This window comes from Acidovorax delafieldii 2AN (assembly GCF_000175235.1).
Classification (GTDB): Bacteria; Pseudomonadota; Gammaproteobacteria; order Burkholderiales; family Burkholderiaceae_C; genus Acidovorax; species Acidovorax delafieldii_B.
Genome location: NZ_ACQT01000175.1, coordinates 1 through 7,794 on the forward strand (window position 1 = coordinate 1; position 7,794 = coordinate 7,794).

At 65.3% G+C, this 7,794-nt stretch carries 5 protein-coding genes; 2 read left to right on the forward strand and 3 right to left on the reverse strand.

The genetic code is table 11. The annotated features are described in order from the left end of the window. A partial coding sequence (locus ACDELDRAFT_RS16670) for a DEAD/DEAH box helicase (protein WP_005798975.1) occupies positions 1–1,344 on the reverse strand: 1,344 nt, incomplete at its 3' end. A gap of 243 nt (positions 1,345–1,587) precedes the next feature. Here ACDELDRAFT_RS16670 and ettA point away from each other — a divergent pair. Continuing rightward, positions 1,588–3,249 (forward strand): energy-dependent translational throttle protein EttA, encoded by a 1,662-nt coding sequence (ettA, locus tag ACDELDRAFT_RS16675; RefSeq protein ID WP_040329631.1) that lies wholly within the window; start codon positions 1,588–1,590, stop codon positions 3,247–3,249. A 62-nt stretch (positions 3,250–3,311) separates the two neighbouring features. Continuing rightward, positions 3,312–5,684 carry a DUF1631 family protein gene (locus tag ACDELDRAFT_RS16680; RefSeq protein WP_005798978.1) on the forward strand — a complete coding sequence of 791 codons (2,373 nt, stop codon included), beginning with the start codon at positions 3,312–3,314 and terminating at the stop codon, positions 5,682–5,684. A 137-nt stretch (positions 5,685–5,821) separates the two neighbouring features. Here ACDELDRAFT_RS16680 and ACDELDRAFT_RS16685 read toward each other — a convergent pair whose 3' ends face one another. Continuing rightward, positions 5,822–7,144 carry a TAXI family TRAP transporter solute-binding subunit gene (locus ACDELDRAFT_RS16685; protein WP_005798981.1) on the reverse strand — a complete coding sequence of 441 codons (1,323 nt, stop codon included), beginning with the start codon at positions 7,142–7,144 and terminating at the stop codon, positions 5,822–5,824. Between the two features lie 33 nt (positions 7,145–7,177). Further along, a partial coding sequence (locus tag ACDELDRAFT_RS16690) for a P1 family peptidase (RefSeq protein WP_005798982.1) occupies positions 7,178–7,794 on the reverse strand: 617 nt, incomplete at its 5' end.

Below are 7,794 nucleotides of genomic sequence, written 5' to 3' on the forward strand. Positions count from 1 at the left end.
GCCACCACCGCTGGCTTGGCGCGGTCCTCGGTCACCACCACCGCCACCACCTTGGCCGGCCTTGTTGGCGCGGATGCGCTCCATCATTTCGCTGCGGGCGGCCTTGGCGGCGGCCTGCATCACATCGCGGCTGGGCGGCTTGCCTGCGCCGCCCCAGATGGTCTGGCGGCCCATGGCGATGGGCTCGGCCTTTTCCCCTGGCTCGGGTCCGAAGCCTTCGATGACTTGCACGGGGATCTGCTGCTTGGTGAAGCGCTCGATGTCCATCATGAAGCCTTCTTCGTCCATGCAGACCAGGCTGACGGCCTCGCCGCTGGCGCCAGCACGGCCCGTGCGGCCGATGCGGTGCACGTAGTCTTCGGAGACGTTGGGGATCTCGTAATTGACGACGTGCGGCAGGTCGTCGATGTCGATGCCGCGTGCGGCGATGTCGGTGGCCACCAGGGCGCGGATCTCGCCGCTCTTGAAGCCCGCCAGGGCCTGGGTGCGGGCGCTCTGGCTCTTGTTGCCGTGCAGGGCCATGGCCTGCACGCCGTTCTTGGTGAGGAACTCGGCCACGTTGTTGGCACCAAATTTGGTGCGGGTGAACACCAGCACCTGGCTCCAGTTGTGCTGCTGGATGATGTGCAGCAGCACCTGCTTTTTCTTGCCGCGGCCCACGGGGTGGATCACCTGCGTGATGCGCTGCACCGTGGTGTTGCTGGGCGTGACCTGGATGCTTTGCGGATTCTTGAGCAGGGTGTTGGCCAGTTCGCGGATTTCGTCGCTGAAGGTGGCAGAGAACAGCAGGCTCTGCTTGTCCTTGGGCACCAGTGCCAGCACTTTCTTCACGTCATGGATGAAGCCCATGTCCAGCATGCGGTCGGCTTCGTCGAGCACCAGCACTTCCACGGTGGAAAGGTCCAGGAAGCCCTGCTGCTGTAGGTCGAGCAGGCGGCCGGGGGTGGCCACCAGGATGTCCACGCCGCGCTTGATGCGGTCGATCTGCGGGTTCATGCCCACGCCGCCGAAAACCACGGTGGAGTTGATGTCGAGGTATTTGCCGTACTCGCGCACCGATTCTTCCACCTGGGCTGCCAGTTCGCGGGTGGGGGTCAGCACCAGGGCGCGAATGCCCTTGCCGCCGAACTTGTTCTTTGGTGCGGTGCCTTGCGAGAGGCGATGCAGCATGGGTAGGGTGAACGCTGCGGTCTTGCCGGTGCCAGTCTGCGCACCGGCCAGAAGGTCGTGGCCTTCGAGCACAGCGGGAATGGCCTGGGCCTGAATGGGCGTGGGGGTTTCGTAGCCCGTTTCTTGCACGGCCTTCAGGATGGCAGGAGCCAGGTTCAGTTCTTCAAATTTCATGTCGGTGAATGCGCCCGTCCGGGGCGCTGGGTATCGGCCTGTCGTGGCAACCGGTGGGTTGCCGAGCCAGTCTCAGGCAGATGAGGTTCAGGGGTGGGAGCCCGGAAGATGGCCTTCCTTTGTCCCCAGCAGATTGCTGATGTGGCGGGCAACTGGAGCCCGCAACGGGTTGTATTGTCGCATGGCCCGATAATCTCGGTTTGCACGCAGAATTTCTGCCCACTTTTGCAGGTTAGAACCCCAATGGCTCAATACGTTTATTCGATGAATCACGTCACCAAGACCGTGCCGCCCAAGCGGCAGATCTTGAAGGACATCTCCCTGAGTTTCTTTCCCGGCGCCAAGATCGGCGTGCTGGGCCTGAATGGCTCCGGCAAGTCCACGCTGCTGAAGATCATGGCTGGTGTGGACAAGGAGATCGAAGGCGAAGCCATTCCCATGCCCGGGATCAAGATTGGTTACCTGCCCCAGGAGCCCCAACTTAATCCCGACCACACCGTGCGCGAAAGTGTGGAGGAAGCCATGGGCGAGGTCTTTGCGGCCAAGGCCAAGCTCGAAGAGGTGTACGCTGCCTATGCCGAGCCCGATGCCGATTTCGATGCACTGGCGGCCGAGCAGGCGCGCCTCGAGGCCATCATTGCAACCGCCGGCACCGACTCCGAGCACCAGCTCGAAATTGCCGCGGATGCCCTGCGCCTGCCGCCCTGGGACGCCAAGGTGGGCCTGCTGTCGGGTGGTGAAAAGCGCCGCATCGCGCTGTGCCGCCTGTTGCTGTCCAAGCCCGACATGCTGCTGCTGGACGAGCCGACCAACCACCTGGATGCGGAGTCCGTGGACTGGCTGGAGCAATTCCTGCACCGCTTCCCTGGCACCGTGGTTGCCATCACCCATGACCGCTATTTCCTCGACAACGCCGCCGAGTGGATTCTGGAACTGGACCGTGGCCACGGCATTCCCTACAAGGGCAACTACAGTACTTGGCTGGATCAGAAGCAGGCCCGCCTGGAATCCGAGAACAAGGGCGAGGAAGCCCGCGCCAAGGCCTTGAAGAAGGAACTGGAGTGGGTGCGCCAGAACGCGAAGGGCCGCCAGGCCAAGAGCAAGGCACGTATCGCCCGCTTCGAGGAACTGAGCGACTACGAATACCAAAAGCGCAACGAAACGCAGGAAATCTTCATTCCGGTGGCCGACCGTCTGGGCACCCAGGTGATCGAGTTCCACAACGTCACCAAGTCCTTTGGCGACCGTGTGCTCATCGACAACCTGTCCATGACCATTCCTGCCGGAGCCATCGTCGGCATCATCGGCCCGAACGGGGCCGGTAAATCCACGCTGTTCAAGCTGATTGCCGGCCGCGAGAAGCCCGACAGCGGCGAAGTGGTCATCGGCTCCACCGTCAAGATGGCCTTCGTCGACCAGCACCGCGATGCGCTGTCGGACGACAAGACCGTCTGGGAAGACATCTCTGGCGGCCTGGACATGATCAACATCGGCAAGTTCACGATGGCCAGCCGTGCCTATGCTGGCCGCTTCAACTTCAACGGCGGCGACCAGCAAAAGAAGGTGGGCATGCTCTCCGGCGGTGAGCGCGGGCGCCTGCACCTGGCCAAGACACTGATTGCAGGTGGCAACGTGCTGTTGCTGGACGAGCCCTCGAACGACCTCGACGTGGAAACCCTGCGTGCCCTTGAGGATGCCTTGCTCGAATATGCCGGCACAGTGTTGGTAATCAGCCACGATCGCTGGTTCCTCGACCGGATCGCCACGCACATCCTGGCAGCCGAGGGTGACAGCCAATGGACGTTCTTTGACGGCAATTACCAGGAGTACGAAGCGGACAAGAAAAAGCGCCTGGGCGAAGAGGGCGCCAAGCCCAAGCGCATGCGCTTCAAGGCGCTGAAGTAAAGATAAAGGGGCTTCCAGTCAAGTAGCATTGCAACTGGAAGCTTTTCTTTCTTCTCTCCCACATGTCCCAACTTGCGCCCAGTTCGAGAACGGTGTTCCGTGCCTGCGTTGTCAACGCCGTGCGCGGCGGCGAGGCGCTCATGGGGCAACTGGTGCAGATCACGAAGGGTGCGTTGACGGGCGAAGAGTCGTCCACGCGCGACATCCAGCGCCGCACCCTGGTGAGCGACGCCCTGCGGCTGCTGGGCCAGCATGAAGCCGCGCTGGTCAAGGCCTATCCGATGGCCCTGCTCGAGATCTTTGCCGAGGGCCCCGCCAAATCGGTGGGGCGTGCCGTTGAAGACACAGGCATGGATTTCGGCGAACTCTCGCTCATGGACGAAAGCGAGATGCACGACCAGGTGGAGCTGGCGCGCGCCCAGCAACTGGCCGTGCATGCCACCGACGCGGTGTTCGCCGAACTCAACACACTGGTAAGTTCGGCGCAGGGGCTGCGCAGCGTCCAACCTGAGCGCAATCCTCTGCGGCCCGAGAACTACATCCGCGCGCTGCAGCGGGTCGTGGCCGAAACCGGGGTGGCGGCTGAGGTTCGGCAACTGTGGATGCAGCAAATGCGCGAGGTGCTGGCCCGGCTGCTGGTAGAGGAATACAAGAGCGCCGCCAAGGCCCTGCGGGACCACGGGGTCGAGCCCGTGGGCTACGCCGTGCTGGCCTCGCCCGCGGGCGGGCGCAGCGGCTACGGTGCACCGGCCCACCCGACAGGCTATGGCACCGGTTATTCGACGGGCTACGGCGGGCATTCGATGAACGGACCGGTCAGCGAGTACGGCATGCCAGGAGCCTATGGCCGTGGCGGGGGCGTTGCCTCCAGCTGGCAAGGTGAATCGGTGCAGGCTCCCATTGCCACTGCTGCCGAGGAAGCGCTGCTCACGGTGGGTATCCTGCGACAGATGCTGGCCGGTGGCGGCGACCCTTACGCATTCGACCCCCGTGCCTTTTCGGGCGGGCAGCCCGCCAGCGCCCATTCCGCCTGGTCCGATCCGCGCGGCACGGGCAGTGCGCAGGCAGCGCTGGCTGGCCAGCCAAATGGTTACCTGCCACCGGCGGCGGCCGAGGCCATCGAAGACATGGTTCAGCTCGAACGCCTCGTGGGGCGCCTCTCGGGCAACGCAGCGCCCGGCAGTGCGGGCTGGCGTGGGCCCGGCGCAACGCCGGTCGCATATGCCGTTCCCTACATGCCTGCAGCGCAGGGTGAGGCCTATTCGGCAGCGATGGCCGTGGAGGTGGTGGGCCACATGATGGCCAACATCGCGCAGGATGGGCGACTTCTTGCACCCGTCCAGCAGGCCATCCAGAACCTTGAGCCGGCGATCAGGCACCTGGTGCAGCACGATGGCCGTTTTTTCTCCGATGAGGCGCACCCGGCCCGGCAGTTGCTGGACGAGCTGACGCAGCGCAGCCTTGCCTTCAGTTCCGAAGGCGCACCGGGGTTCAGCCAGTTTATGCGGCTGCTGAATGAAGCTGTAAGTCATCTGGCTGCCACCGATATTCAGGATGCAGGGCCGTTCGACACGGTGCTCAAGGCATTGCACGCAGCCTGGGATGCCCAGGAGCACAAAGCCAAGGCGCAGCAGCAAGCCGAGGAGGCGCGCGCGCTGCAGGCCGAGCAGCGCGAGATGCTGGCCGCGAAGATCGCGGCTGATATTCGAAAGCTTCCTGACCTCGACCAGGTGCCCAAGGATGTCATGGATTTCGTTACCGGCCCCTGGGCCGAGGTCGTGGCGGCGGCCCAGGTGACGCAGCCGGGTGGCCTGAGCGACGGGGCCGCCGACCCGGGCGGGTATCTGGCGCTGGTGCCCCTGCTGCTGTGGAGCGCGCAGCCAGAGCTCACGCGCGCGGAACCCGACCGGCTCACGAAGGCGATCCCGGGTATCTTGTCGACGGTGCGCACGGGGCTCAAGGCCATCCAGTACCCCCCCACGCAGACCAGCAGCTTCCTGCAGCGCCTCGTGGGGCTGCACCAGGCGGCCTTTGAAAAGACCGCCCCTGCCGAAAATCCACCAGAATCTGTGCCCCCACTTCTCGCCACCGAAAGCGAGATGCAGGCCATCGACATATCCGTCATTGGCCCGCTCGACAGCGCGCCCGGTGCGATCGCTCCAGAGCCGGAGAATCGTTACCCCGAGTTCGTGATCGGCGCCTGGGTGGAGCTGATCACCAACCGCCGGGCCGTGCTCACCCAGCTGACCTGGTCCAGCCCGCACGGCACACTCTTTCTGTTCACGGCGGCGGACGGCAGCACCCAGTCCATGACGCGGCGGATGCGCGACAAGCTCGCCGCCGAAGGCTCCCTGCGCGTGGTGCCCGCACCGCCCCGAGCCGCGAGCTCCAAGCCCAGTCCGTTCCCACCCCGCAAGCCCGGCAAGAGCCGTTGATCTGGCGGGGGAACCGCGAGAGCAACCTGGGGGCTGTGCGCGTGCTGCACACGCCGTCAGGGCCGGTGGCGATGGCTTGAACCCCTCGGTTATTCACCACACCGGCCATCATCCCCCCATCCCACCGCCAGGGCTGGTCAGGTGCGCAGCAGCTTCTTGCGCACGAGGTGGATGTAGTTGCGCAGTGCGTACAGCTCGTCCGCGTACGACAGCGGAACGCTCACTTTCTCGACATGGGCCTCGAGGGTGTTCAAGGCTGTGAGCAGGTCTTGCGGCGAGGCCTTGCCCGATTCCAGATCGCTTTCGATCTCACGCAGGCGCCCGTACCAGCGGAACACCCGTGAGCGCACCCTGAACTGGTAGATGGGCGGCACCACCCGCGACAGCGGCAGCAGCACGGCCAGCAAGATGCCCAGCACCAGCCACATCCGCTCGATCAGGTTGGCGATCCAGAACGGAAGGTAGCGCTGCAGCAGCGGCACCGGCTCATTGATGGCGCGCTCGCCTTCCTTGGCGATGGGCAGCTCGCTGTGCCGGGTGCTCGGAAACTCGCGCGCGCGGTTGAACCACCCGGCACCGCCGTGCAGCGTTTGCGCTTTCTGGGCAAAGAGCGTGAGCAGGGCGGGGTGCGTGCCCTCGCGGGCCAGCATCGAGGTGGTGGACGCGACCAGCCGCACGTCGCGGGCAGGCACGTTGCCGGCCAGGTCCACCACGCCGCGTGGTAGCGTTACCGGTGTAAGAAAAGCAAATTTGCGGCCATAGGCCTCGTGCTGCGGAAAGTCCATGAGGCGGACGCCCGGGGTCTGCAGCAGCATCTGCACCATGAGGGATTCGGGCGCCGATGCAAAGACCAGTGCATCCAGCTTGCCGGCCAGAAAGGCCACGGTGGCGGGGGTCTGCTCCAGCTGCGACAGTTTCACCTCGCCCTTGTCCACGTGGTTCGCATCGAGCAGCCGCTCCACCAGGGTTGGCACACCGCTGCCCTGCGAGCCCACGTTCACCCGCAGGCCGCGCAGCTGGCGCAGGCTGTCGAGCCGGCCCTGGGGGGTGACCCGCAACGCAGCGTCGGCGCGGTAGAAAAGCCAGACAGGCTCGACGAACAGGCTGCCCAGCGACACCAGTTCGTTGGCATCGTCGGGCTGCAGTTCGGCCGTGCCCCCCTGTACGAAGGCCACGTCGGCCTTGCCATCGCGTAGCAGTTGCAGATTGGCCGACGAGCCTTCGCTGGGCAGCAACAGCACCTCGATGCCGTCTGCCGCTAGCGCCTTCTGGTAGCGCTTGCCGAATTCCTCGTAGGCACTTTGCGCGGGGCCGGTGGCCAGTGTCACCTGCTTGGGTGGATTGGGGTCGAGCCACCAGTAGGCGGCCACCACCAGGCCCAGCGCCAGAAAAGCCAGTGGGCCCGCGGAAACGATGAGATCGCGCAGGGTGAGCAGTGTGTTGCGAAAAGCCTGGGGCATGGATCGGAAGTGAAAAAACATTGCCTGCGCGGGTCAGGCCAGATCGGCAGCGCAGGGCAGGTGAAGGCCGTCGCCGGTGGTCAGGGCCTGTGCGGCGCGCACGGCGCGGGCTGTGGCGATGGCCGTCACTTCGGCGGCGAGGGTGGCCAGAACCAGCATGCCTGGGTTTTTGCCTGCGAGCCCCGTGCCCAGGGTGAACAGTGTGTCGCCATCGGACATGGTGTGGACGGGATTGATGCTGCGTGCCAGTCCGTCGTGGGCGGCCACGGCCAGCCGGTGGGCCTGCACCTTGGTGATCGATGCGTCGGTGGCCACCACGCCGATGGTGGTGTTGGTGCCCGCCAGCAACGGCTGGGGAAGCGCGCCCTGCAGCAGTGCGCGGCGGGTGTCCAACAGATGCTGGCCGTCTTCGGTGCGCGCGCCTGCGATCACCCGTGCGGTGTCGGGGTCGAGCACGTCGCCCAGGGCATTGCAGGCGATCAAGGCCCCCACGGTGACGCCGTTCACGGTGATCGACGCACTGCCCACGCCGCCCTTCATGGCACGGTGCATGCCAAAAACCTTGCCAACCGCGGCGCCAGCGCCGGCGCCCACGTTGCCTTCGGCAGGCGCGTCGCGCGATGCGGCGGCACAGGCCGCTAGCCTGCGGC

Excerpts from the sequence above, each read along its gene's own strand:
- ettA (WP_040329631.1), top strand. The coding sequence starts at position 1,588 with ATGGCTCAATACGTTTATTCGATGAATCACGTCACCAAGACCGTGCCG.
- ACDELDRAFT_RS16680 (WP_005798978.1), top strand. The coding sequence starts at position 3,312 with ATGTCCCAACTTGCGCCCAGTTCGAGAACGGTGTTCCGTGCCTGCGTT.
- ACDELDRAFT_RS16685 (WP_005798981.1), bottom strand. The coding sequence starts at position 7,144 with ATGCCCCAGGCTTTTCGCAACACACTGCTCACCCTGCGCGATCTCATC.